The 24,004-nt window shown below is 65.3% G+C and carries 19 protein-coding genes; 9 read left to right on the top strand and 10 right to left on the bottom strand.

Features of this window, described 5'->3' with window-relative positions; genetic code table 11:
• Nucleotides 1-18: 18 nt before the first annotated feature.
• The 6 genes from rsmA to lptF form a co-directional block, all read right to left on the bottom strand.
• Nucleotides 19-873, bottom strand: coding sequence for a 16S rRNA (adenine(1518)-N(6)/adenine(1519)-N(6))-dimethyltransferase RsmA (gene rsmA / locus ABID59_RS04665; RefSeq protein WP_354082599.1), 855 nt, complete (start codon nt 871-873; stop codon nt 19-21).
• Complete coding sequence (pdxA, locus tag ABID59_RS04670) at nt 873-1,883, bottom strand: 4-hydroxythreonine-4-phosphate dehydrogenase PdxA (RefSeq protein WP_354082600.1); 1,011 nt, start codon at nt 1,881-1,883, stop codon at nt 873-875. The genes rsmA and pdxA overlap by 1 nt, the downstream gene beginning before the upstream one ends.
• Entirely contained in the window at nt 1,883-2,827 is a 945-nt protein-coding gene (locus ABID59_RS04675; protein ID WP_148752953.1) for a peptidylprolyl isomerase family protein, read from the bottom strand. The genes pdxA and ABID59_RS04675 overlap by 1 nt, the downstream gene beginning before the upstream one ends.
• An 83-nt stretch (nt 2,828-2,910) precedes the next feature.
• A complete protein-coding gene (locus ABID59_RS04680) occupies nt 2,911-5,397 on the bottom strand; it encodes an LPS-assembly protein LptD (protein ID WP_354036100.1) in 2,487 nt (828 codons plus the stop codon).
• Complete coding sequence (gene lptG, locus ABID59_RS04685) at nt 5,397-6,494, bottom strand: LPS export ABC transporter permease LptG (RefSeq protein WP_148752955.1); 1,098 nt, start codon at nt 6,492-6,494, stop codon at nt 5,397-5,399. Before lptG ends, ABID59_RS04680 begins: the two co-directional genes overlap by 1 nt.
• Nucleotides 6,491-7,660, bottom strand: a complete 1,170-nt coding sequence (gene lptF, locus ABID59_RS04690) for an LPS export ABC transporter permease LptF (protein WP_148752956.1) — start codon at nt 7,658-7,660, stop codon at nt 6,491-6,493. Before lptF ends, lptG begins: the two co-directional genes overlap by 4 nt.
• A gap of 343 nt (nt 7,661-8,003) precedes the next feature.
• Between lptF and ABID59_RS04695 the strand changes: the two genes are divergently transcribed.
• The 3 genes from ABID59_RS04695 (at nt 8,004) to ABID59_RS04705 (ending at nt 10,616) form a co-directional block, all read left to right on the top strand.
• The gene (locus ABID59_RS04695) at nt 8,004-9,503 is read left to right on the top strand and encodes a leucyl aminopeptidase (RefSeq protein WP_148752957.1); all 1,500 of its coding nucleotides are present in this window, start codon (nt 8,004-8,006) and stop codon (nt 9,501-9,503) included.
• Entirely contained in the window at nt 9,500-9,952 is a 453-nt protein-coding gene (locus ABID59_RS04700; RefSeq protein WP_354036102.1) for a DNA polymerase III subunit chi, read from the top strand. The genes ABID59_RS04695 and ABID59_RS04700 overlap by 4 nt, the downstream gene beginning before the upstream one ends.
• A gap of 166 nt (nt 9,953-10,118) precedes the next feature.
• Entirely contained in the window at nt 10,119-10,616 is a 498-nt protein-coding gene (locus ABID59_RS04705) for a hypothetical protein (RefSeq protein ID WP_187435048.1), read from the top strand.
• A 73-nt stretch (nt 10,617-10,689) separates the two neighbouring features.
• Here the strand turns inward: ABID59_RS04705 and ABID59_RS04710 are convergent, their stop codons facing one another.
• Nucleotides 10,690-11,478, bottom strand: a complete 789-nt coding sequence (locus ABID59_RS04710; RefSeq protein ID WP_354036104.1) for a class I SAM-dependent methyltransferase — start codon at nt 11,476-11,478, stop codon at nt 10,690-10,692.
• 357 nt (nt 11,479-11,835) lie between these two features.
• Here ABID59_RS04710 and ABID59_RS04715 point away from each other — a divergent pair, with 357 nt between their 5' ends.
• Genes ABID59_RS04715 through ABID59_RS04725 form a run of 3 tightly spaced genes read left to right on the top strand, consistent with a single transcriptional unit; the run spans nt 11,836 to nt 18,281 of the window.
• On the top strand, nt 11,836-14,685 hold the full coding sequence (locus ABID59_RS04715; protein ID WP_354082601.1) for a beta strand repeat-containing protein: 2,850 nt from the start codon (nt 11,836-11,838) through the stop codon (nt 14,683-14,685).
• A gap of 22 nt (nt 14,686-14,707) precedes the next feature.
• On the top strand, nt 14,708-16,840 hold the full coding sequence (locus ABID59_RS04720) for a type I secretion system permease/ATPase (RefSeq protein ID WP_354082602.1): 2,133 nt from the start codon (nt 14,708-14,710) through the stop codon (nt 16,838-16,840).
• Nucleotides 16,827-18,281 (top strand): HlyD family type I secretion periplasmic adaptor subunit, encoded by a 1,455-nt coding sequence (locus tag ABID59_RS04725; RefSeq protein ID WP_354082603.1) that lies wholly within the window; start codon nt 16,827-16,829, stop codon nt 18,279-18,281. Before ABID59_RS04720 ends, ABID59_RS04725 begins: the two co-directional genes overlap by 14 nt.
• Here ABID59_RS04725 and ABID59_RS04730 read toward each other — a convergent pair.
• Nucleotides 18,278-20,140, bottom strand: coding sequence for an ABC-F family ATP-binding cassette domain-containing protein (locus tag ABID59_RS04730; RefSeq protein WP_354082604.1), 1,863 nt, complete (start codon nt 20,138-20,140; stop codon nt 18,278-18,280). The two genes, ABID59_RS04725 and ABID59_RS04730, sit on opposite strands and share 4 nt — an antisense overlap.
• Here ABID59_RS04730 and ABID59_RS04735 point away from each other — a divergent pair.
• Nucleotides 20,127-20,468, top strand: coding sequence for a hypothetical protein (locus ABID59_RS04735; protein ID WP_354083127.1), 342 nt, complete (start codon nt 20,127-20,129; stop codon nt 20,466-20,468). The genes ABID59_RS04730 and ABID59_RS04735 overlap by 14 nt on opposite strands.
• Nucleotides 20,469-20,612: 144 nt before the next feature.
• Here ABID59_RS04735 and ABID59_RS04740 read toward each other — a convergent pair whose 3' ends face one another.
• Nucleotides 20,613-20,873 carry a sulfur globule protein precursor gene (locus ABID59_RS04740; protein WP_148752965.1) on the bottom strand — a complete coding sequence of 87 codons (261 nt, stop codon included), beginning with the start codon at nt 20,871-20,873 and terminating at the stop codon, nt 20,613-20,615.
• Nucleotides 20,874-21,174: 301 nt separating this feature from the next.
• Here ABID59_RS04740 and ndk point away from each other — a divergent pair, with 301 nt between their 5' ends.
• Entirely contained in the window at nt 21,175-21,597 is a 423-nt protein-coding gene (gene ndk / locus ABID59_RS04745; RefSeq protein ID WP_018456271.1) for a nucleoside-diphosphate kinase, read from the top strand.
• Nucleotides 21,598-21,641: 44 nt separating this feature from the next.
• Entirely contained in the window at nt 21,642-22,490 is an 849-nt protein-coding gene (locus ABID59_RS04750) for a TerC family protein (RefSeq protein WP_354082605.1), read from the top strand.
• 3 nt (nt 22,491-22,493) lie between these two features.
• On the opposite strand, the gene ppx is transcribed toward ABID59_RS04750, so the two are convergent.
• Complete coding sequence (gene ppx, locus ABID59_RS04755; protein WP_354082606.1) at nt 22,494-23,996, bottom strand: exopolyphosphatase; 1,503 nt, start codon at nt 23,994-23,996, stop codon at nt 22,494-22,496.
• Nucleotides 23,997-24,004 lie beyond the last annotated feature (8 nt).

Below are 24,004 nucleotides of genomic sequence, written 5' to 3' on the forward strand. Positions count from 1 at the left end.
CCTCCGGAATTTCCATTCTCACGTTTCGGCTCGTATATCCGCCAATTCACGCGCCATGGCAACAAAGCCGGAGATGGGAATGGTCTCGGCACGCCGCGTCGCATCGACGCCGGCCGCCTGCGCAAGCCGCGCGGGATCCGCTTGAAGCGATTTCAGGCTCTGGCGCAGCATTTTCCGGCGCTGGCCGAACGCCGCGGCCGCGACCTGCTCGAGCATCTTGCGATCGCACGGCAGAGGCTCCGCGCGCGGCACCAGGCGCACGACCGAGGAGGTGACCTTCGGCGGCGGCACGAAGGCGGATGGTGAGATGTCGAACAGGATTCTGGTCTCGCAGCGCCAGTTGGCGAGCACGCCGAGCCGGCCATAGGCCTCCTCGTCCTCGCGCGCGACGATGCGCTCGCCGACCTCGCGCTGAAACATCAGCACCATCATGTCGTACCAGGGCGGCCAGGGCTCGGTGGTGAGCCAGTTGATCAGGAGCTGGGTCGCGATGTTGTAGGGCAGATTGGCGACGATCTTCGCGCGCTCTCCGCCAAGCAGCGGACGCGGATCGAAGGTCATGGCATCGCCATGCACGATCTCGAGCCGGCCGGGATAGCGCGCGGAAATGTCATTCAGCGCCGGGATCGCGCGCTCGTCATGCTCGATCGCGATGACGCGTTTGGCGCCGAGCGCGAGCAGTGCGCGCGTCAGTCCGCCCGGGCCCGGGCCGATCTCGACGATGGTGCTCTCTTCCAGCGGCGTTGCCGCGCGCGCGATGCGCGCGGTGAGATTGAGATCGAGCAGAAAGTTCTGGCCCAGCGATTTGCGGGCCGACAGAGCGTGCTGGCGAATGACCTCGCGAAGCGGCGGGAGGTCGTCGATCGCGCTCATCAGCTGTTTGCAGCCGCCATGCGGCTGGCAAGCTTGAGCGCCGCGATCAGGCTCGCCGGATTGGCCTTGCCGGTGCCGGCGATGTCGAAGGCGGTGCCGTGATCGGGCGAGGTGCGGATGAAGGGCAGGCCGAGCGTGACGTTGACGGCGTCGTCGAACGCCACCGTCTTGATCGGGATCAGCGCCTGGTCGTGATACATGCAGACCGCGCAGTCATAAGTGTTTCGCGCGGCTTCGTGGAACATGGTGTCGGCGGGCAGCGGTCCCCTGGCGTCGATGCCGTCATGGCGCAGCGCTTTCAGCGCCGGCGCGATCACGGTCTGCTCCTCATGTCCGAGCGAACCGTCCTCGCCGGCATGCGGGTTGAGGCCGGAGATCGCGATCCGCGGCCGCGCAATGCCGAAGCGTGATGTGAGCTCAGTCGCGACGATGCGCACGGTCGAGACGATGAGCTCGCTCGTGAGCTGGGTAAGGGCTTCCCGCAGGGAAACGTGGATCGTCACCGGCACCACGGCGAGCCGCGGCGACCACAGCATCATCACCGGCTGCGGCACGCTGGCATCGGTGGCTGCGAGCTCGGCGAGGAATTCGGTGTGGCCGGGATGACGGAAGCCCGCGCGGTAGAGCACGCTCTTGGCGATCGGGTTGGTGACGACGGCGCTGGCGCGGCCGGCACGGACGTCGCTGACGGCCTGGCGAATCGAGGCAAGGGCTGCCGGTGCGCTCGAGGCGTCGGGCTTACCGGGCGCAGCGGTCGCACGCCCGCCGGTCGCAACCACGGGCAGGGCGTCGGCGAAGGCGCTCACGGCTTCGCCCGGGCTCACCGCGGCGATCCTGATCTCGGCGCCGAGTGCTTTGGCGCGCTGCGCGATCAGCGCCTCGTCGCCGAGCAGATAGAAGGCGGGCAGGCCTAGCTCGCGGCGCCTGAGCCAGGCTGCGATGGTGATGTCGGGGCCGATGCCGGCGGGCTCTCCGAGCGTCAGTGCAAGGGGCTTTGCGGGAGCAGCCATCAGTGGTTGCGATATTCGATCATCGCCGCTTTACGGAGCTCGTCGAGATAGACCCTCTGGGTCTTCTCGTACTTCTCCGTATACATCTTCTCGCGGATCTCGCGCTTCTTCGGCGTATCGATCGTGGTCGGCTTGCGCGAGCAAAGCACGACCATCTCGATGCCGGCCTTGGTCACTTCGGGTGCCGTGAGGTGGCCGATCGCGGTGTCGTCGAGAACCTTGCGCAGCGCCTCCGGCAGGTCGGCGGTGGTCTTGGTGACGCTGTCGCGGATGGTGGCGTTCGGCGTCGAACGGAACAGCGAATTGGCTTCCTCGCAGCTTCCGACACGCGAGCGATATTGCTCGGCTTCCTTCATCCGCGTCTCCTGGAAGGCGGCGGACGAGCCGCGCGGCACGATCAGCACGATCGGCTGCATCTTGTATTCGGTGCCCTCGATCTGAAGCTTCTCGTCGCCGCCTTCCCGCACCTTGTCGGCGACGTCCTTCTCGCTGACTAGCAACTTCTCCTTGAAGCGGCCGCGCACGAGGCTGGTCCAGACCATCTCGGACTTCATGCGATTCTTGAGAGCTTCGGGGCGCACGCCCTTGACCTCGAGCGATTTGGTGAGCTGATCGGGCGAGATGCGCATGCGCTGCGCCATGCCCTCGTAGGACTGGTTGATGTCGGAAGCGGTGGGATCGACGCCGTACTTCTTGCCTTCCTTGAGCTTGATCTTGTCGTCGATCAGCACGTTGATGACGTCCTGCCGGCTCGGGGCCTTCTGCGTCGTCAGCTGGTCGAGCTTGGAGCGCTGCTCGATGTCGAAATCGGTGATGGGATCGCCGTTGACCATGACCACGATGTTCTGCGCACGCGCAGGTGCGCCAGCGAGAACCAGTATGGAGGCCAGCACGGCGCCCAGCACGAGGAGGGGGAGGCGGAAGACAGGCAATCGGATGGTCATGATCGGGTCGTCATGGTTGTCGCTCGCATGTCAGCCGCAATGATTCCGCGATAGGGAACAGGCGGCCGGCACTTTAGATGGGTTCACTGGTAACCGGCGGTACCGCTGGACCCGGTCGAGGTCGCCAGCGTGCGCAGGCCGATCTGGAACATGAACGCGTGGCTCAGCACGGGCGGTGTTGTGCCCGCGGAGTAGCTATACGAAGTTACATAGTTCGCCGCCAGCACGAAGCAATCGTCGACATAGCCGGCGCCGAGCACGTATTGGTTGATCTTGTTGGCCTCGAGGTCCCAGCGCGCCGAGCCCGTCACCACCCAATTGGTCGCGACCTTGATCGAGCCGGTCGTCAGAATACCCTCGCGGCGGGTCAAATAGCCGAGCTCCGGCTGCGCCGCATAATTGCCGTACATCACGCTGACCGCCCAGCGATTGAAGTTGGCGCGGCCTTCCGCCTCGAAGCGCTGGACGTTCCAGGTCTGCTCGTCCATGCGGGAGCGAACGCTGAACGTATAGGTGCTGTTCGGCGAGTAGGCGGCGCTCGCCACGTAATCCGAACGCGGCTTGTCGAGGCCGGAATTGATGCCGGTATTGATGGAGTCCTGCACCGCGTAGGAGTTCATGCCGAACAGCTGGTAGGACTGGCCGAACAGCACTTTGACGGCGCCGCCCTTGTCGAATTGCGTGGTCGCCTGCACGCCGACATTGGCGCGGCCGCCGCCCTCGACACGGTCGTAGCCGGAGAACTTGTCGACGCTGAACAGGTTCGAGGTGTCGAACACCATGCTCTGCGCATCCTCGTTCGGAAGCTTGCCGGCATAGGTCTCGTTCGGGCGGATGATGATCTGCGCGATCGGCTCGATGGTGGTCGAGCCCCAGGGCTGAACGTTGATGAAGGGATAGCGATATTCGAGGCCGACGGTCGGCATCAGGCGGAACGCCTGGGTGTCGCCGACGGGCAGGTAGTTCGAAACGCCCGGCTGGTTGGAGACGTCGGAATTGATCGCGTCGGCGCGCAGGATCGCGAATGGCGTCCAGATCTCGCCGAAGGGATCGGTGAAGGACTTGCGCCACTGCGCCTCCGCCGTCAGGCGGGTGTAGGTGCCGGGGAAGCCGCGCAGCAGGCACTGCGACGGCGTGCGCGCGAGCGGATCGGCTGACGTCGTCGTGCACAGGCCGCTGGTGTTGGCCGCCGTCGTGATCGGATCGAACGCCGCGTCGTTACGCGTCAGATTGACGAAGTTGGTCTTGTAGGAGACCTCGCCGCCGAAGATCGGATAGTTGAGCACGTTCGAGTAGTCGATCACGGGATAGACGACCGGGACCTGCTGCTGGTTGCCCGAGAAGCTCGTCCAGTACATCGTGCGCGCGTCGAAGAAGCTGCGATTGCCGACGCCGGTCAGATAGAGCTGCGACAGCGCATCCGTCGGCAGGTTCAGGAACGAGCCGAGCGGATCGCGATAGGCCGACAGGCGGTAGTCCGACATGAAATAGTAATCGGAGAGCAGGACGCCGTCCCAGCCCCAGACCCATTTGTCGTTCAGCGCGAACTGGCCCTTGGTCTCGATGCCGCCGCGGAACTGGCGGTCGCCCGGCTGGCCGGCGAAATTGCCGGGGTTGAGCTGGTCGATGCCGTAGACGCGAACCTGATAGGCGCCGTCCATCAGGCGCTGGCGGAACTCGGCCTGGAACAGCACGCCCTGCTTGGAGGTGATGCGCGGGCTGAAGGTCGCGTCCATGTCGGGCGCGATCGCCCAGTAGAACGGGACTTCGACGCCGTAGCCGAACGCCGTGTAGGAGGTGAAGCCCGGCATCAGGAAGCCGGTCTTGCGCTTCACGGTCGGATCGGGCGTCGAGAAATAGGGCATGTAGGCGAGCGGCACGCCGAAGAATTCGAGCTGCGCCGTCTCGAAATACAGCATCTTCTCCTGCTGGTCGTGGATGATGCGGGCGCCCTTGACCTGCCAGAGCGGCGGCTTCTTCGGATCGTCCTTGCACGGCGCGCAGGCCGTGTAGACGCCGTTCTCGAACACCGTGTAGTTGCCGGAGGAGCGGTCGGCGCGGGTCGCGGCCATGCGGGTCTGGTCGGCAGTGTCCACGCGCAGCGAATCGACGAAGCCGTCGCGGTAATCGTCGGAAAGATCCAGGATCTCGGCGTAGGTGATCTTGCCGTCGGCATCCGTCATGCGGATGTTGCCTTCGGCATGGAGCCGCTTGGTCTTCTGGTCGTAGATGACCCGGTCGGCCTCGACGCTGGTGCCGTTGTAGAACAGCTGGACGTTGCCGACCGCGGAGACGCGCGAGTTGTTGTAGTCGTAATCGACCTCGGTCGCCTGCACGAGCATCTGCCCGTCATTGGCGGCCTTGGGCGGCGTCGGACGTGGCGGCCGCGGATTGTAGGTGTAGCTCTGGGCGGCAGCCGGCGTCACCGCGGCAAGATCGATCATGCCGGCAAGTGATACGGTCGCGATCAGGGCGAGCAGGAGCCTGCGGACAGACAAGCCGAATCCGTTCGCGCGCACGGGATTGCGCAACGCCAAACCAGACACGTGTCCTCGGCGGACGGTCGTCACTATCCGTCCTCCTGATACAGCAAGGCCAAAAAGCCGGTGAGGCCGCCCACCACCGCGGGCAACCACGCCGCAGCGATCGGATGCATCAACTCAGCCTTGCTCAAGTCTTCAGTCACTTTCGACAGAACGTAGAGCAGAAAGCCTGCGCCCACGCCACTCAAAACCATCTTTTGTACGCCGCCCATCCGGAAGAAGCGCAGCGACACGGAAGCCGCGAGCATCACCATGGCGGCGAGCAAAAACGGCTGTGCCAGCAGCTTGTGATACTGGAGTCGATATCCGGCTGTCGCGAACCCCGAGCTCTCCGATGAGCGGATGTAGCTCGGTAGTTGCCAAAAGGACACAGTCTCGGGTGTGGAAAAGCTGTTGCGGACCTGCGCTTCGGTCAACGTCGTCGGAATCTCGAGGCTGGCCTGATCGACCGGCGGGGCATCGAGCGAGAAGCGGCGCACGCCCTTGAACAGCCAGTGGCCGGACTCGAGCGTCGCCTCGCGCGCCTCGACCCGCTCCTTGAAATGCTGCTCTGTGTCAAACCGGAACAGCGTGAGCCCCGTCAGCCGGACGCCCTGCTGCTCGCTGCGCGCGGCGTTGATGATGGTTTGGCCGTCGCTGGTCACCTGGTTGAGCCAGAAGCCGGATGCATCCTGAATGCCGCCGCCCGGCGCCGAGCCGAACAGCTCGGCTTCCATGCGCTTGGAGAGCTCGCGCAGGTTAGCCGACATCGGATTGTAGGCGACGGTAGCGATCACGCCGATCAGGAGCGCGCTGCCGAGCGCGGGCGAGATGAACTGCCAGGCCGAGACGCCGGCGGCGCGCGCCACCACGAGCTCGAGCCGGCGCGAGAGCGCGAGATAGCACATCATGGCGCCGATCAGCATGCAGAACGGCGTCAGCTTCTCCAGCAGCTGCGGCACCCGGAACAGCGAGGTTTCCGCGACCATGACCGCGGAGGCTGAGGCCAGCCCTGAGGTCTTGCGCACCATCTCGATGTAGTCGACCAGCACCAGCAGCAGGAAAATGCTCGCGAACACGCCGAGCGCGGCGACCACGAATCGGCCGGCGAAATAGCGCCCGAGCGTGTTGGTGAGCATGCTCATGCGGCGGCCGGCCGCCCGAACAGCCGCGCGATACGCGCGTTTGATCTGTTGATGGCTTCCATCAGGCCGGCAGGCGGCTCGACCACGACACCGCCGACGATCATCCACATGCCGGCACCGATCGCTGTCACCAGCATCGCATATTGCACGGCGGCGGCGAACGGCGACTTCACCGCCATCACCGAGCAGGCAAATCCGGCCATGCGCAACCCGAACACCGCGAGCACCGAGCCGCCGATCGAGAAGTTGCGGCTCTGGCGCGTGGTGCGCGGCGCGCCGAGGAAGGCGAAGGTCAGTGCCGCAAACGCGAACGGATAGAGCGGCGCCATCAGGCGGTCATGCAGCTCGGACCAGAATTGGCCGGGGACCGCCTTGTAGACGGGGTCGTCCTCGGACGGCGAGAACAGCTCCCAGAGATAGCGTTCGCGAATGCCGAGGGTGACGTCGTGGCCCTGGTTGGAGAACTTCGACATGTCGAAGCCGTAGCGGCCGAAGGCCACCAGCGCCGGATCGCGCTTGCCGGCCTCGAAGCGCTGGAGATTGCCGTCCTTGAGGACCAGGAATGAACCGTTCTCGTTCTTCACGACCTCGCCGTGCTCGGCGACGATTGAGACGCGCTCATTGGGATCGCGGCGGTCGTCGATGAAAATGCCGGCGAGAATGCCGCCGGGCTGCCGCTCGCGGATCCGGATCGTGAGATTCTTGTCGAGCTGGGCAAAGCGGCCGGGCTGCAGGATGTTGGTGAGCACGTCGGCGGTGATCTCGGCATCCCATTGCTTGATCCGCCGCATGCCATCGGGGGCGAGATAGGCCGAGATGAAGGTGACCAGCAGCGCCACCACGCAGGTGGCGTAGAAGAACGGATAGAACAGCCGGAACGGCGAGAAGCCGGCGGCATTCATCACGATGATTTCGGAATCGGTCGCGAGCTTGTTCAGCGTGTGCGAGATCGCGATCATCAGCGCGATCGGCGAGATAATCAGGACCAGCGCCGGAATGACGAGCCCGGTGATGCCGAGGAAGGTCAGGATGGTCTGACCCTGGCTCGTCATCAGGTCGATGCCGCGCAACGCCTGCGTAATCCAGATCACGCCGGTGAGGCTGACCAGGACGAGCGCAAACGACGCCAGCGTCGTGCGGAAAATATACCTGTCGATTGACCCCATGCGCTACCGCACGAATCCCACCAAAGCCCCAACGCGCGCACCGGAAGCCCTTCTGTCCAACCAATCCCCTGACAGGGGATCCCCAAGGTCGGCCAGGCTGCTCTTCTGGAGGCTCACTTTCTCACTACCATCCCTTTGATCCGTCAACAAAATGGCTGACCCATGGCACCCTCAACATATGGTTAATATTTCGCTCGTTGTGGCGTCCCTGCCACGGCCGGCGCTTGGCATCCACCGTGGCTCTGGCCCATAGTGGGGACAGACGAGTGAATCGCCGTTCAGATCCGGCTCTCGGCCGGTCCCCTTGATTGGCAAAATATCCCATGTTTTCGAGGAGTTACCCATGCCAGATGCCATCAAGGTCGGCTTCGTCCCGCTGGCTACCGCCGCCCGTGGCATCCTGATCGTGTTCTGTGACGACGCTCTGAAGGTCGGCCCGGCGACGGCCAAGGCGCTCGGCGGGGCAGCCGAGCTCGTGAAGCGGGCGGCGGCCGTCGCCTCATTCAAGGGTAAAACCGGCGCCGCCCTGGACATCCTCGCGCCTGAGGGTCTGAAGGCCGAGCGCCTGATCGTGATCGGGACCGGCAAGGCATCGGGCCTGAAGGGCAACGACTTCCTCAAATTCGGCGGCATCGCCGCCAGCAAGCTCAAGGCGGGTCCCGCTGCCATGACCATCGTGGCGGAACTGGCGACCGGCGCCATGAGCAGCGAGCAGGCGGTCGCGATCGCCTCGGGCCTGCGGCTGCGCGCCTACAAGTTCGATCGCTACAAGACCAAAAAGAAGGACGGCGAGGAGGGGACCTTGCGCGCCGACGTCTCGCTGGCGGTCGGCGATGCGGCCGCGGCGAAGAAGGCCTTTGCCTCGGCCGGCGCGGTCGTCGACGGCGTCATCATCGCGCGCGATCTCGTCAACGAGCCGCCGAACGTGCTCTACCCCGAGGAGTTCGCGCGCCGCGCCAGCGAGCTGCGCAAGCTCGGCGTCAAGATCGAGGTGCTCGACGTCAAGGCGATGGCGAAGCTCGGCATGGGCGCGCTGCTCGGCGTCGGCCAGGGCTCGGCGCGGCCGAGCCGCACCGTGATCATGCGCTGGGACGGGGCAAGGAAGGGCGAGGCGCCGGTTGCCTTCGTCGGCAAGGGCGTCTGCTTCGACACCGGCGGCATCTCGATCAAGCCGGCCGGCAGCATGGAGGACATGAAGGGCGACATGGGCGGGGCGGCCTGCGTCGTCGGCCTGATGCACGCGCTCGCGGCGCGCAAAGCCAAGGTCAATGCGGTCGGCGCCATCGGCCTCGTCGAGAACATGCCCGACGGCAACGCGCAGCGGCCGGGCGACATCGTCACCTCGATGTCGGGCCAGACCATCGAGATCATCAACACCGACGCGGAAGGCCGCCTCGTGCTGGCCGACGTGCTCTGGTACGTGGCCAAGAAGACCAAGCCGAAATTCATGGTGGATCTGGCGACGCTGACCGGCGCGATCGTGGTCGCGCTCGGCACCGATCATGCCGGCATGTTCTCCAACAATGACGAGCTCGCCGAGCGCCTGCTCGCGGCCGGCATCGAGAGCGGCGAGAAGGTCTGGCGCCTGCCGCTCGGCCCCGAATACGACAAGCTGATCGATTCCCAGTTTGCCGACATGAAGAACACCGGCGGCCGTCACGGCGGCTCGATCACCGCGGCGCAGTTCCTGCAGCGCTTTGTCGACGGCACGCCTTGGGCGCACCTCGACATCGCCGGCACCGCGATGGGCACGCCCAAGACCGACATCAACCAGAGCTGGGGTTCGGGCTACGGCGTCAGGCTGCTCGATCGCCTGGTGGCAGATCATTACGAGCGCAAATGACGGAAGTGCTGTTCTACCATCTGCAAAACATGACGGTTGAGAATGTCTTGCCGCCGCTTCTCGAGAAATCGCTCGAGCGCGGCTGGCGCGTCGTGGTGCAATCGACTTCGCCGGAGCGCGCCGATGCGCTCGACGCGCATTTATGGACCTATCGCGACGATTCTTTCCTGCCGCATGCGACATGGCGCGTGAACGATGTGGCCGAGCAACTGATCGTGCTGGCGATCGAGGAGGGTAATCCCAACGGCGCCAATGTCCGCTTTCTGGTCGACAGCGCCGCCTTGCCGCAGGACGCGGAGGCCTATGAGCGCATGGTGCTGCTGTTCAACGGCGACGATCCGGATGCGCTCGCGGTGGCCCGCAGCACCTGGACGGATTGCAAGACGCGCGGATTTGAGGTCACCTATTGGCAGGCGGACGAACGGGGCCGATGGCAGCGGCGGAATTAGCGGCCGTTCGCAATTAATGATAATTTGGACTTTCTCGGGCAAACTGGTTTCGGCCACCTTCGTGCCGCAAAGTGATGTTGGGACAATCGCTTAGGGCTGCTCCTTGACGTGGGGAATTTAGTTCATCGTGCGACATCAAAAGCTTCCAAAGTCGCTCATACTTGTGTTGGCCGCTGTCGCGCCGCTGATCGCGGGCTGCTCGGGCGGGACCGATCTGCTGGCGTCTGCAAAAGACGCCGAATGGTTCAACAAGCCGAGCCGCCTGTTCATCAAGAACATCTCGATCGAATCGCCGCCGCTGACCCCGGACAAGCCGGTTGGCGCCGAGGATCTCGTCAGCGCCGACGGCGCTTGCCCCGGCATGACGCCGCCTGGACCTGCCGACGCCAATGCCTCGACCACGGCGCCCGCGCCGATGGGCGGCACGGTCGCGCTCGGTCACACCGAATGCGACGTGGTGCGCGGCATCGGCGCGCCATCGACCGTCAATCTCTCCAGCGATGCCGCCGGCCGTCGCGTCGCGGTGGTCACCTGGACCACGGGCCCCCGCGCGGGCATCTACACATTTACGGCCGGACGCCTGTCCGCGATCGAGGGCTCGCCGGAGCCGGCGGTCGCTCCGAAACCAGTGAAGCCGAAGGCGAAGAAGAAGGCGGCGACGTAACACGTCGTCGGCCTTCCGCCCTGAAGCCGGTTGCGGCTGTCAACGCGATCAGCCGCGGATGCTCGCCCGACCATCAAGCGGCCTTTCGTCCCTTGATCGCAGTCGCGCTCGCATGAACGGTGATTTCGCCGGTCGCACTCGCCGGCAGTCGCGCTTGTAATCGGCGCTTCAGCTCCGCGCTCTCGGTGTCCGAAAGCTTTCCCAGCACGCCGGCCGGGCTGCTCACAACCATGGAGAGCCAGTAGTCGTCGAAGTCAGCGAATGTCCGCTCGACGACCAGCTCGCGGGTTTCGATGTCGCGAAGACCGAGCTCCGCCCAAAGCGCCTTCAGCGCTTCGAAGCGCGAGATCTCCGCACTCGGCGGGCGCGCCGCCGGTTTGCCCATGGCGTCCAACTCTTCCCACAGGGGCTCGGTGGGCGTCCCGCCCCGCATGATGTCCCAGGTGTAGGACGCGACCATGCCGCCGGGCCTGGTGACGCGGACCATCTCCGAGGCGCCCTTGCGCGGGTCGGGGACGAAGAACAGCACCAGCGCCATCACCGCGACGTCGAAGCGGTCGGCGTCGTAGGGAAGCGCCATCGCATCGCCAATCGAAAGCTCGACCTGCTTTGCCGATATCTTCTGGCGTGCAGTCGCAATCTGCGCGTCCGACGGATCGATCGCGCAAACGGATGAGGGCGCGGACTTCGCAAGCAGCAGCTCGGTGAAGGCGCCATTGCCGGCACCGACATCCACCCAGGCCAGTCCCGAGTGTGGCGCCAGCCAGTCGAGGAACAGCGTCCCGGCCGATCGGCTCCAGGGCGACATGAAGCGCTCGTAAGCCGCGCCGTCGGTGAACTTGATCGGTTCTGGTAATGACAAGTGAGATCTCCTTCAAATATTCCTTGTTTGGATATCCGTTGGGCCGAAAATACCGGGTCGCTCTCGGGACCGTACATCATGTGCTGACGCCAATTCCACCGCCGAGCTTAATACCAAAGGCGTCGAGACCACACGGGCAATTTCGTTCGGCCCCGGCATGCTCGCCTAAAGCTGCGCCGCCGCCGCGCCGCGCAATGTGCGAGCTGTCACATCCGCTGATCTCCGAAACCGGCCTGCCGCAAATCTGGAGGAAATCTCCAGATTAATCACGCGTGTCTCAAGCAACGCTTCAAGATTGTTGTGTTGGCGGCTGCTAGGCATCGAGGGGAGGGGCTAGATCGATCGAAGGATATTAGAATGTCTATTACCTCTGTTTTTTCCCCGGTTACGGGGCAGCTCACGATTTTCGGCGACAGCGCCAATAACGGCCTCGTGATCGGCCGCGACCAGTCCGGCCGCATTCTCATCAATAACGGGCACGTGAAGACGATCGGTGGCGATCCCACAATTGCCAACACCAACGAGATCGACATCTTCGGGCAAGGCGGCGACGACACGATCACCGTCGACGAAGGCCACGGTCCGATGCCCGCGGTCAACATCTTCGGCGGTGACGGCAATGACAAAATCACCGGCGGCTCGGGAGCCGATTTGCTGTTCGGGCAGGCTGGCGACGATGTGATCAAGGGCGGCGGCGGCAACGATCTGCTGTTCGGTGGCGCAGGCAACGACACGCTGGACGGCGGCAGCGGCGACAACCAGCTCTTCGGCGAGGCCGGCAACGACCTCATGATCTGGAATCCCGGCGGCGGCACCAACGTCGTTGAGGGCGGCGACGGCAACGACACGGTGCAGATCAACGGAAGCAATACTTCCGAAACATTTACGATCACGGCGAATGGCACGCGCGTGCGGTTTGACGGGACGGGCCCGGCACCATTTTCGCTCGACATAGGCACGACGGAGAATCTCGTGCTGCACGCCGGCGGCGGCGACGATGTCATCACCGCAGGTAACGGACTCGGCAGCCTGATTTCGCTGACGCTCGACGGCGGCGCCGGCAACGACACGATCACCGGCGGTGACGGCAACGATCTCCTGATCGGCGGCTCCGGCAACGACATCGTCAATGGCGGTCGCGGCAACGACGTCGCCCAGCTTGGATCGGGTGACGACACTTTCATCTGGAATCCCGGCGACGGCAGCGACACCGTGGAAGGCGGATCGGGCAACGACAAGCTCTTGTTCAACGGCGCCAATATCAACGAGACCATCAACATCTCGGCCAATGGCAGCCGGGTGCGCTTCACCCGCGATGTCGCCAACATCACGATGGACCTCAACAGCATCGAGCAGATCGAGTTCGATGCGCGAGGCGGCGCCGACAATATCAATGTCGGCGATCTCACCGGCACCGGCGTCAAGCAGATCCTCGTCGATCTCGGAGCCGTTCCTGGCGGCACGCAGGGCGATGGCGCGGCCGATACGGTGACCGTCAACGGGACCAACGGCAATCAGAACATCCAGGTCACAGCCGAGGGCACCACGGTCACGGTGACCGGCCTGCCGCAAGTCGTGACAATCGCGAATGCAGAAGCTGCCAACGATCGGCTGGTCATCCAGTCACTCGGCGGCAACGACGTCATCGATGCTTCCGCGCTCGCTGCGGTGATCGGGCTGACCATTGACGGCGGCGCGGGCAACGACACCATCACCGGCAGCCAGGGCGCCGACACACTGATCGGCGGTGACGGCAACGACAAGGTCACCGGCGGCCGCGGCAGCGACGTGGCCCTTCTCGGTGCGGGCGACGACACCTTCGTCTGGAATCCCGGCGACGGCAGCGACACCGTCGAAGGCGGCACGGGAACGGACACGCTGGTGTTCAACGGCTCCAATGTGGCCGAGAATATGTCGATTTCGGCGAATGGAGGCCGTGCGCTTCTCACCCGCGACGTCGGCGCCATTACCATGGACCTCAACGGCGTCGAGCGCGTGCAGATCGCCGCGGCCGGCGGCGCCGACAACATCAATGTCGGCGACCTCACCGGCACCGGCGTCACGCAGGTCGCGATCGACCTCAGCGCCGGTCCCGGCAGCCAGAGCGGAGACGGCGCGGCGGACCGCGTGACGGTGAACGGCACCGCGGGTGACGATAACATCAAGGTCGTCACGTCCAGCGGATCGGTCGTGGTCAACGGCTTGGCCGCGCAGGTCACGATCGCGCACGCAGACGCCGGCGACGCGCTCGCCCTCAACGGCGGCGTCGGCAACGACGTCATCGATGCATCCGCGATCAAGGCCGGCCAGCTCGTCAGTCTCAACATCAACGGCGGTGACGGCAACGACACCATCACCGGCAGCGCCGGCAATGACACCGTGATCGGCGGCCGCGGCAACGACGTCGCCAGTCTCGGTGGCGGTGACGACACCTTCGTCTGGAACCCCGGCGACGGCAGCGACACCGTCGAAGGCGGCAAGGGCACCGATACGCTGCTGTTCAACGGTGCCAACATCAACGAGAACATCAACATCTCGGCCAACGGCGGCCGGGTGCTGTTCACCCGCGACGTCGCCGCCATCGCGATGGACCTCAATGGCGTCGAGCACGTCAACTTCAACGCTCTCGGCGGCGCCGACAACATCACGGTCAATGATCTCTCCGGCACCGGGGTGAACCAGGTCAATCTCGACCTCGGCGCCAATGACGGCGCCGCTGATACCGTGACCATCAACGGAACCGGCGGCAGCGACGTCATCACGGTGACCGAGCACGATGGCATCGTCACGGTGTCCGGGCTTGGCCAGGACATCAACATCTCCGATGCCGGCGCAGGCGACAGGATCGTCATCAACGGCCTCGATGGCGATGACGTCATCACGGCTTCGGGCCTGCACGGCGGCATCCAGCTCGTCGCCAATGGCGGCAATGGCGACGACGTCCTGATCGGCGGCTCCGGCAACGACACGCTGACGGGCGGCGCGGGTGACGACGTGCTGATCGGCGGCGCCGGCCAAGACATCCTCGATGGCGGCACCGGCAACAACGTCCTGATCCAGGACGGGGCGGCGATGGCGGCAACGATGCTGCTCAACCAGGCCATGGCGGCGAGCTTCGTTCCGGCTGGCGACGGCCATGGCGAGATGCCGCTGGCCGATCCGCACGCGGCGCAGACCCAGACGCTCGCTCCTCCGCAGCACGCCTGACGCTCCGGCCTGGAGAACGCCCATGACGACGCACGCGGTCTCGACCGATACGGGGCTCGACGCGCTCTTGACCTTGCTTCATCTGCAAGGCGTGGCGGCCGACCGCGATCAGCTCAGGCACCGGCTAGGCACGGCAAGCTTCGGCGCAGCGGACATCATCCGCTGCGCCAGGTCGCTCGGACTGAAAGCACGAACCTATCGAACGCAATGGAGCCGTCTGTCGGACAGTCCGCTGCCGGCAATCGCGATGCTGCGTGACGGCAGTTTCATGGTCATCGCAAAAGCCTCCGCCGACAAGGTGCTGGTGCAGTCGCCGGTGGCGCGGCGGCCGGTGTTCATTGAGCGCGACGAGCTGTGCGCGATCTGGGACGGTGGATTGATCCTGATGGCCCGGCGCGCCGGACGGTCCGACCCCGGGCGTGCCTTCGACATCACCTGGTTCATCGGCGCGATCGGAAAATACCGGCGGCTGTTCGGCGAGGTGCTGGCCGCCTCGTTCTTTCTCCAGCTGTTTGCGCTGGTCTCGCCGCTGTTCTTTCAGGTCGTGATCGACAAGGTGCTGGTGCACCGCTCGCTGTCCACGCTCGACGTGCTCGTGATCGGCCTCGTCGTCGTCTCGCTGTTCGACACCGTGCTCGGAATTTTGCGCAATTATCTGTTCTCGCATACGACCAACCGCATCGACGTCGAGCTGGGGGCCCGCCTGTTCCATCATCTGCTGGCGCTGCCGATGGCCTGGTTTCAGGCCAGGCGAGTCGGCGATTCCGTGGCGCGGGTCCGCGAGCTCGAGAACATCCGCAATTTCATCACCAGCTCGTCGCTGACGCTTGTCATCGACCTGGTCTTCACCTCGGTGTTTTTGGCGGCGATGTTCGCCTATTCGCCGATGATGACCTGCATCGTGCTCGGATCGTTTCCGTTCTACATCGCGATCTCGGCGGTCGCGACGCCACTGTTTCGCCGCAGGCTGGAGGAGAAATTCCGCCGCGGCGCCGAGAACCAGGCTTTTCTGGTCGAGAGTGTCAGCGGCATCGAGACGCTGAAGGCGATGGCGGTCGAGCCGCAGATGCAGCGCCGCTGGGAGGAGCAGCTCGCCGGCTACGTCTCGGCGAGTTTTGGCGTCACCAGCCTCGGCAACACCGCGAGCCAACTGGTGCAGTTCGTCAGCAAGGTCGTCACCGCTGCGATCCTCTATGTCGGCGCGCGGCTTGTGATCGGGGACGGCCTGACCGTCGGCGAGCTCGTGGCGTTCAACATCTTTGCAGGGCGCGTCTCGGCGCCGGTGCTGAGGCTGGCGCAGGTCTGGCAGGATTTTCATCAGGCACGGCTCTCGATCGCCCGGCTCGGCGACATCCTCAACAGCGCCGCGGAGCCGGCTTACTCGGCGGCCCGCGCCGGGCTGCCGGCACTGCAGGGCAATATCCGCTTCGAGCACGTCGCGTTCCGCTACCGGCTCGACGGGCCGGAAATCCTGCACGACGTCTCGTTCGATATTCCGGCCGGCCAGACCGTCGGCATTGTCGGATCGTCGGGCTCGGGCAAGAGCACCTTCGCAAAGCTGGTGCAACGGCTCTATGTACCGCAGGGCGGCCGCGTGCTGATCGACGGCATGGATCTTGTCATGACCGACCCGGCCTGGCTGCGGCGGCAGATCGGGGTGGTTCTCCAGGAGAACATGCTGTTCAACCGCTCGGTGCGCGACAACATCGCGCTCGCCGATCCGACCCTGCCGATGGACCGAATCATGGAAGCGGCGAAGCTTGCGGGCGCCCATGATTTCATTCTGGAGCTCCCGGAGGGCTACGACACCGTCGTCGGCGAGCGCGGCTCGACGCTCTCGGGCGGGCAGCGCCAGCGCATCGCGATCGCCCGCGCACTCGTGACCAATCCGCGCATCCTGATCTTCGACGAAGCCACCAGCGCGCTCGACTATGAAAGCGAGCGGATCATCCATGACAACATGAAGGACATCGCGAAGGGCCGCACTGTCCTGATCATCGCGCATCGTCTCTCCACCGTCCGCGGCGCCGACCGCATCTTCACGCTGGAGCGCGGCCGTCTGGTCGAGGACGGCACGCATGACGCCTTGATCAGGAACGGCGGCCGCTATGCCACCTTGCACCGGCTTCAGGGAGGGATCTATGAGGTCGGCTAGCACCGCGCCGGCCCGGAAGCCGGAGCAGACCGTCGTTCCCTTCCGGAAGGCGAAGAGCCGGCGTGCCGAGGAAATCGCCTTTCTCCCGGCAGCGCTGGAGATCACCGAAACCCCGCCATCGCCGATCGGCCGCGCCATCGCGATGGCGCTGATGGCCCTTGTCTGTGCGGCGCTCGCGTGGTCCGCGTGGGGTACGATCGACATCGTGGCGTCCGCGACCGGCAAGGTGGTGTCGAGCGGGCGCAGCAAGGTGGTGCAGCCGTTCGAGACCGGCGTGGTGCGCGCCATCCAAGTGCAGGACGGGCAGGCGGTCAAATCCGGCGACGTGCTGATCGAGCTCGATCCAACCGTGAACGCCGCGGAGCGCGATCACCTGCACGACGATCTCGTGGCCGAACGTCTCAATAGCGCGCGCCTCCGCGCGGCGCTGGCCGCGGGCGAGGATGGCTCCGCCGATCTCGTTCCTCCCGCGAATGCCGATCCATCGCTGGTCGCGACGCAGCAGCAGCTTCTCGCCAACCAGGTGAGCGAGCACCGCGCCAAGCTCGCGGCCCTTGAACGCCAGGAGGCGCAGAAGGACGCCGAGCATCAGACCATCGCGGCGACGATCCACAAGCTGGGTGCATTGCTCCCCGTGACCGAGCAGCGCGTCGATATCCGCAAGACGCTGATGGAGAAGGAGATCGGTTCGAAGCTGACATATTACGAGACGCTTCAGCTCCAGATCGAGCAGCAGGAGGAGCTCGGTGTCCAACGCAGCCGCCTGAAGGAGGCCGAGCAGGCCGTCGCCGCGATCCGCGAGACCCGAATCCAGGCCGTGGCCGAGTATCGCAAAAGCCTGTCCGATGAGCTTGCCAAGAGCGGGCAGAAGGCCAACGGGATTGCGCGGGACCTGATCAAGGCGCAGCAGAGGACGCAGCTCCAGCAATTGACGTCACCGGTCGACGGCGTCGTGCAGCAGCTCGCGGTCCACACCATCGGCGGCGTGGTCACGCCGGCGCAGTCGCTGCTCGTGATCGTGCCGTCAGACACGCGGCTCGAGATCGAGGCGATGATCTCCAACCGCGACATCGGCTTTGTCGAGGCCGGGCAGGGCGCTGCCATCAAGGTCGACACCTTCAACTTCACCCGTTACGGCCTTTTGGAAGGCCGGGTGCTGAGCGTCTCGCAGGACGCCATCATTCGCGACCGACCGCCGGAGCGTAGCGGCGACCGCGCGGCCGGGACGCGGCACGATAGCAGCGAGCCCGACGGGCAGGAGCTCAGCTACAGCGCGCGTATCTCGCTCGATCGCGCGCAAATGCAAGTGGAAGATCGGCTCGTGAACCTGTCGCCGGGAATGGCCGTGACGGTGGAGATCCGAACCGGCTCGCGCACGATTCTGAGCTATCTGCTGTCGCCGCTGCAGCGCTACCGGCACGACATCATGCGGGAGCGTTAGTTCGCCGCCTGATCAAACTGCGCGCTCGCCTCGAGCCACTGTTCTTCCGCGCGCGCCAGCGCGTCGGCGGCGTTGGCGCGAGCCTTCGACAGTTGCGCGGCCTGCTTGGGATCCCGGGTGAAGATGTCGGGCAGGGCGAGCGCGGCGTCGATCTTGGCGATGATGTCGCTGACGCGCGCAATCTCGCTCTCGGCCTCCGCGATGCGTTTCTTCAGCGAGCCGCGATTGTCCGATTTGGGGCGCTGCGGCTTTTCGCTCGCCATGCTGCGCTCGCGCGGGGCGGGCTCGCCGTTGCGCGAGGACAGCACCAGGCGGCGGTACTCGTCGAGGTCGCCATCGTAATTGGTCACGGTGCGGTCGGCGACGATCCAGAGCTGGTCGGCGCAGGCCTCGATCAGGTAGCGGTCGTGCGAGACCATGATGATCGCGCCGGGAAACTCGTTGATCGCTTCGGCAAGTGCGGCGCGGCTGTCGATGTCGAGATGGTTGGTCGGCTCGTCCAGGATGATCATGTTGGGGCCGAAGAAGGTGGCAAGGCCCAGCAGGAGCCGGGCCTTCTCGCCGCCCGAGAGTTTGCCGGCCTTGGTGTCGGCCGCCTTGCCGGAGAAGCCGATCGCGCCGGCGCGGGCCCGCACCTTGGCTTCGGGCGCATCGCCCATCAGCTTGCGGACGTGGTCGTAGGCCGAGGCGTCCTCGTTCAGCTCGTCGAGCTGATGCTGCGCGAAATAGGCGATCGACAGCTTGTCGGCCCGCGTCACCTTGCCGGAGAAGGGCGCCAGACGCGCGGCGAGCAGCTTGACGAGTGTCGACTTGCCGTTGCCGTTGGCCCCTAACAGCGCAATGCGGTCGTCGTTGTCGATGCGTAGCGTCACGCGGCTCAGCACCGGTGTCGCCGGATCGTAGCCGACCGAGGCGTTGTCGACGGCGATGATCGGCGGCGAAAGGATTTTCTCCGGTGCCGGGAAGGTGATTTCGCGGACGTCCTCCGTCACCAGCGCCGCGATCGGCTTCAGCCGCTCCAGCATTTTTACGCGCGATTGGGCCTGGCGTGCCTTGGACGCCTTGGCCTTGAAGCGGTCGACGAAGGCCTGCAGGCGGGCGCGCTCGGCCTCCTGGCGCTTGACCGCCTTGGCATCGAGCAGTTCGCGCGCGGCGCGCTGCTCCTCGAAGGAGGAGTAGGTGCCCTTGTAGAGCGTGAGCTTGCCGCGCTCCAGATGCAGGATCTGGTCGACCGAGCTATCCAGCAGGTCGCGGTCATGGCTGATCACGATCACGGTGCGCGGATAATGCGCGAGGTGATCCTCCAGCCACAGCGTGCCTTCGAGGTCGAGATAGTTGGTGGGCTCGTCGAGCAGCAACAGGTCGGGTGCTGCAAACAGCGTCGCCGCCAGCGCGACGCGCATGCGCCAGCCGCCGGAGAATTCGGCGCAGGGCCGCAACTGGTCGGCGGCGGAGAAGCCGAGGCCGGAGAGGATGGCGGCCGCACGTGCGGGCGCCGAATGCGCGTCGATATCGACGAGCCGGGTCTGGATCTCGGCGATCCGGTGCGGATCGGTCGCGCTCTCGGCTTCGTGAAGCAGCGCGTCGCGCTCGAGGTCGGCTTTGAGCACGACCGAGATCAGGCTTTCGGGGCCGTTCGGTGCTTCTTGCGCCAGGCTGCCCACGCGCCAGCGGGGCGGCAGCGTCACCGAGCCGTGCTCGGCCGCAAGCTCGCCGCGGATCACCTTGAACAGCGTCGATTTGCCGGTGCCGTTGCGCCCGACCATGCCGACCCGCGAGCCGGGCGTGATCTGCACGGAGCTGTTATCGATCAGAAGGCGTCCGGCGAGGCGGATGGAGAGGTCGGTGATGGAGAGCATGCGGCCTTGTCACCGCAGCCGGGATCAAACGCAACCCGATTTTTCGCAAGCCAATATTTCGTCAGTGCTGGTCGCGCTCGCGCTTCCTCAACTCGTCCATCAGCTGTTCGAGATGCGTCGGGAGCCGGGGTTCGGGGCGAATGCTCTGCTGCAGCCGTTCGCCCACGGCATCGCAAATCGCGCGGCTGGTGCGCCGGTCGATCTGTTCGCTGTCATTGGCAGAAGGGCTAGCCATCGCAGGGTTCCGTATTTGCAAAGTAAACGACACGGTACCAAGTCATTGGCGCCCAAATGGTTTCGCGAACGTCAGGCTGGCCTGGCATTCTAGTAAAAATTGTATGAATTCGTCGTATCTGCCCAAATGCAAGGCCCCGGCGGGGGGGAACGCCGGGGCCTTGCTTGGAAGGTACTGCAGGGGGAACAGTACCTCAGGAAGGTATTTAGAAAGGTGCTTCAGAAGGTGCTTGCGGGCTCAGTAGCAGCGGTTGATCAGCCGCCAGCGGGGTCCCCAGGGGGTCGGCACCAGCCGGCGCACATAGCAGCCGCCATAACCGTAGGAGACGGGGGCAGCATAGAAGCGCGGTCCGCCCCAGCCCCAGCCGCCGTGATGCCAGCCGCCACCGCCGTGCCAGCCCCAGCCGCCGCCATGCCAGTGAGCGGAGGCGGAGGTGGGAGCCAGCGCGGCACCCAGCGCGACCGCGGCGACTGCAGCGAGCGAAAGTTTCCTCAACATGGTGATCTCCTCAAAACTGCCGGCGCGGGGCAATCGCGTCGATGGAAAGGCCGCCGAAACGGTTCGCCTCGGGGGGAGGCTTTGGTTTCGATGGCGTTGACGTTACGCCAGCGAGACTGAACCAAAACCTGATAGAGCCTTCAGATTGGGTTCATCTCCGTGAAATCGTCGTAATCCATGTTGGAATCCGGCCGGGCGAAGCGACCGCAAGGCCGTTCCGGCGGTCGCTTGCCGGATCGCGAAGGCGCCGATATAAGCCCCGCAACTCCGAACCACCCTTTTTCTCTTCAAGGACAAGATCATGGCCATCGAACGCACTTTCTCGATCATCAAGCCCGACGCGACTGCGCGTAACCTGACCGGCGCCGTGAACGCCGTGATCGAGAAGGCGGGCCTGCGCATCGTCGCGCAGAAGCGCATCCGTATGACCAAGGAACAGGCCGAGACGTTCTACGCCGTCCACAAGGCCCGTCCGTTCTTCGGCGAGCTCGTGGAGTTCATGACCTCGGGCCCGGTTGTGGTCCAGGTGCTGGAAGGCGAGGGCGCGGTCGCCAAGTACCGTGACGTAATGGGCGCGACCGATCCGTCCAAGGCGGCCGACGGCACCATCCGTAAGCTCTACGCAAAGTCGATCGGCGAGAACTCCGCCCACGGCTCGGACGCCCCGGAGACCGCCGCGATCGAGATCGCGCAGTTCTTCTCGGGCAACGAGATCGTCGGCTGAGCTTTCAGCCGATAAGTTAAGTCGACGGGGCGAAAGGACGTATTGTGAACTGGCTCTGGCAGATCTTCGATCCCGCCACGATCGGGGCATTCTTCATCCAGTTCCGCAATGAGATGGCCGAGCCGACCTTCTGGATTGCGGTCGGCAAGATCATCTGGATCAACATCCTTTTGTCCGGCGACAATGCGCTGGTGATTGCGCTTGCCTGCCGCGGCCTGACGCCGCGGCATCGGCTGTGGGGCATGGTGCTCGGGGCGGGCGCTGCGGTGCTGCTGCGGATCATCTTCACCGGCATCGTCGCGAGCCTGATGGCGCTGCCGTACCTCAAGCTGGTCGGCGGCCTCGCGCTGATCGTGATCGCGGCAAAGCTGCTCGTGCCCGAAAACGAGGACGAGGACGGCGTCGAATCAGCCTCGCATCTGTGGCAGGCGGTGCAGATCGTCGTCATCGCCGACATCGTCATGAGCCTCGACAACGTCATTGCGGTCGCCGCGGCGGCCAATGGCAGCGTGCCGCTGCTGGTGCTCGGCCTTGCCATCAGCGTGCCCCTGATCGTCGCCGGTGCGGCGCTGATCATGGCGCTGCTGTCGAAGCTGCCGATCCTGGTCTGGGCCGGCGCGGCGCTGCTCGGCTGGATCGCGGGCGAGGTGATCGCAACCGATCCCGGCATCGCGCCGAAGCTGCACACGCTATCCGAAGGTCCGTTCGGCACCTCGCTGGACAAGATGCTCGGCAGCCTGCACGTCCCGCCGCAATTCGCCCATGGCGGCGGTGGCGCGGAATATCTCTGCGCAGCGCTCGGCGTCATCGTCGTGCTGCTGGTCGGCTCGATCTGGCGCCGGCGCAGCCTGAGTCTCGCCGCGCTCGAGCACGCAAAAGCGTCAGCTGAATAAGCCCTACCGCCGTACGATCGACCCCGATCGTCCGATCAGGCGGGCGAGCTGCTTGAAGCGGCTGCCGACGCGGTCGGCGACGAGATCGCCGAGCCTGTGCTCGAACACCAGCATCAGGTTGCGCCCCTGGCTGCGGAAATGCGTGGCGGGTAGCACGCCCGGGCGCGCCGCCGAGATCAGATGCGCGACACGGAACGCCGCCCCAAGGAGGCGGGCGCGCTCGAGCTGCGCCGGTGTCAGCAGCTCCTGCATCGTCAGCGGCGGCTGGTTCTCTTCGCTCAAGCCCGCATAGCGATAGAACACCGACAGGCCGACAAAGGCGCGCTCGATGTGCGTGATTGCGCCGAAATTGCCGTTGACGACGAGGCTCAGCGTTTGCTCGCCGCGATGGTCGGGATGCACACGCCAGCCGATGTCGGAGAGCAGGCAGGCGGCGTGGCGAAGCCGGCGGTCCTCCCCGGTCTCGCGCAGCTTGACAACGCGCGCGAGGCGGTCGGTCCAGGCGATCAGCTCGCGCGCATGCTTGGCCGAGCGTGACAGCAGCTGGTTCAGCTCTTCGGCCGCGCAGATCAGCCCGTCCTTGTTGCGCTCGCTCTCCGAGAGCTTCTCGTGCAGCAGACCTTCGCGCACCCCGAAGGTCGAAAACACGATGGTCTTCGGTTTTGCGACCCGGATGATGTGCTCGAGCACCAGCGCGGCATAGGTGAGGAGAGGGCGCCGCGCATCCGCGACGACCTCGATGTCGGCGAGCATGTTGGCGGCTGCAAGACGACGCAGACGACGCGAAAAGTCGAGCGCTTCGGCGGCCGAAATCGAATAGCCGTGCATCACCTGGAGCGGGTACCCGCTCTGGATGATGTGGATGCGCGCAAGCGCGCGCCAGGTGCCGCCGACCGCATAGAAGCTGCGGCCGCTGCCCGCCTTGAGCTGCGCCACATCGTCGATTGCCTCGCGGACGATGCGGTCGGCGCGCTTGAGCGATTTGTGCGCGAGGTCCTGCAGCGCGAGGCCGCCGAGCGGCAGCGTCACGCCGCTGCGCACGCTGCTCCCGCGCACGTCGATCAGCTCGAGCGAGCCGCCGCCGAGATCGCCGACGATGCCGTCGGGGCGGTGAATGCCCGAGAGCACGCCGAGCGCCGACAGCTTCGCTTCGCGCGGTCCCGACAGGATCTCGATCTTCACGGCGCAGATGCGCTCGGCTTTGGCGATAAAGTCGGGGCCGTTGGAAGCATCGCGGCAGGCCGCGGTCGCAATCGCAAACACGCGGCCGACCTGCATCACGCGGCACAACGCCCGAAAACGCTTCAGCGAGGTCAGCGCCTTGTCGACGGCATCCGGCGCGAGCAGGCCCGTGCTCTGCACCTCGCGCCCGAGGCCGCACAGCGTCTTCTCGTTGAAGATCGGAATCAGGCTCCGTGTCAGTCCCTCGTAGACGACGAGACGAACCGAGTTGGAGCCGATGTCGATGACCGCAACGCTAGCGCCACGCTTGCGCGGCCGTTTCAAGGCAGAAA

It is taken from the genome of Bradyrhizobium sp. S3.3.6 (assembly GCF_040546905.1).
In the GTDB taxonomy this organism is placed as follows: Bacteria; Pseudomonadota; Alphaproteobacteria; order Rhizobiales; family Xanthobacteraceae; genus Bradyrhizobium; species Bradyrhizobium cytisi.

Coding starts and splice junctions, on each gene's coding strand:
- rsmA (WP_354082599.1), bottom strand. CDS start 873: ATGAGCGCGATCGACGACCTCCCGCCGCTTCGCGAGGTCATTCGCCAG.
- pdxA (WP_354082600.1), bottom strand. CDS start 1,883: ATGGCTGCTCCCGCAAAGCCCCTTGCACTGACGCTCGGAGAGCCCGCC.
- ABID59_RS04675 (WP_148752953.1), bottom strand. CDS start 2,827: ATGACCATCCGATTGCCTGTCTTCCGCCTCCCCCTCCTCGTGCTGGGC.
- lptG (WP_148752955.1), bottom strand. CDS start 6,494: ATGAGCATGCTCACCAACACGCTCGGGCGCTATTTCGCCGGCCGATTC.
- lptF (WP_148752956.1), bottom strand. CDS start 7,660: ATGGGGTCAATCGACAGGTATATTTTCCGCACGACGCTGGCGTCGTTT.
- ABID59_RS04695 (WP_148752957.1), top strand. CDS start 8,004: ATGCCAGATGCCATCAAGGTCGGCTTCGTCCCGCTGGCTACCGCCGCC.
- ABID59_RS04700 (WP_354036102.1), top strand. CDS start 9,500: ATGACGGAAGTGCTGTTCTACCATCTGCAAAACATGACGGTTGAGAAT.
- ABID59_RS04715 (WP_354082601.1), top strand. CDS start 11,836: ATGTCTATTACCTCTGTTTTTTCCCCGGTTACGGGGCAGCTCACGATT.
- ABID59_RS04720 (WP_354082602.1), top strand. CDS start 14,708: ATGACGACGCACGCGGTCTCGACCGATACGGGGCTCGACGCGCTCTTG.
- ABID59_RS04725 (WP_354082603.1), top strand. CDS start 16,827: ATGAGGTCGGCTAGCACCGCGCCGGCCCGGAAGCCGGAGCAGACCGTC.
- ABID59_RS04730 (WP_354082604.1), bottom strand. CDS start 20,140: ATGCTCTCCATCACCGACCTCTCCATCCGCCTCGCCGGACGCCTTCTG.
- ABID59_RS04740 (WP_148752965.1), bottom strand. CDS start 20,873: ATGTTGAGGAAACTTTCGCTCGCTGCAGTCGCCGCGGTCGCGCTGGGT.
- ndk (WP_018456271.1), top strand. CDS start 21,175: ATGGCCATCGAACGCACTTTCTCGATCATCAAGCCCGACGCGACTGCG.